This window comes from Halomonas marinisediminis, from assembly GCF_004347715.1.
Lineage (GTDB): Bacteria > Pseudomonadota > Gammaproteobacteria > Pseudomonadales > Halomonadaceae > Halomonas > Halomonas icarae.
In genome coordinates this window covers 1-306 of record NZ_SLTR01000236.1, presented here as the reverse complement: position 1 = coordinate 306, position 306 = coordinate 1, and the positions used below count along the sequence as shown (strand labels likewise).

Sequence of the window (306 nt, the reverse complement as noted above, 5' to 3'; positions counted from 1 at the left end):
ATGGAAATAGCCATCGCGCAGCGCCTGGTTGAGAAAGAGCTGCAAAACCCGGGTGCCAAGCAGATTTGTGTCGAAGCCCGCGGCCTTGATCGCAGCGACATCATGCATGGGCAGCCCTTCGGCCCAGGACAGGGTCATCACGCGGCGGGCCGAAAGGTCCCAATGCACCGAAGGCACCCCAAAGCCTTCGTCCTTGGCCGTGCTGTCGGCGAACTCATTGGCCGCGGAGGCTTCGAGCCGCAAATCGAGCTCTCCCATGACCACGCCCTCGAAATGCTCAATGACATCGATCGGCCGCAGACGGCG

The 306-nt window shown here is 62.1% G+C and carries 1 protein-coding gene; it reads right to left on the bottom strand.

What is annotated here, in order from left to right; all coding sequences use genetic code 11:
* Positions 1 to 306 (bottom strand): AarF/UbiB family protein (locus tag E0702_RS16515; protein WP_240721797.1); only part of this gene is annotated, 306 nt, incomplete at both ends.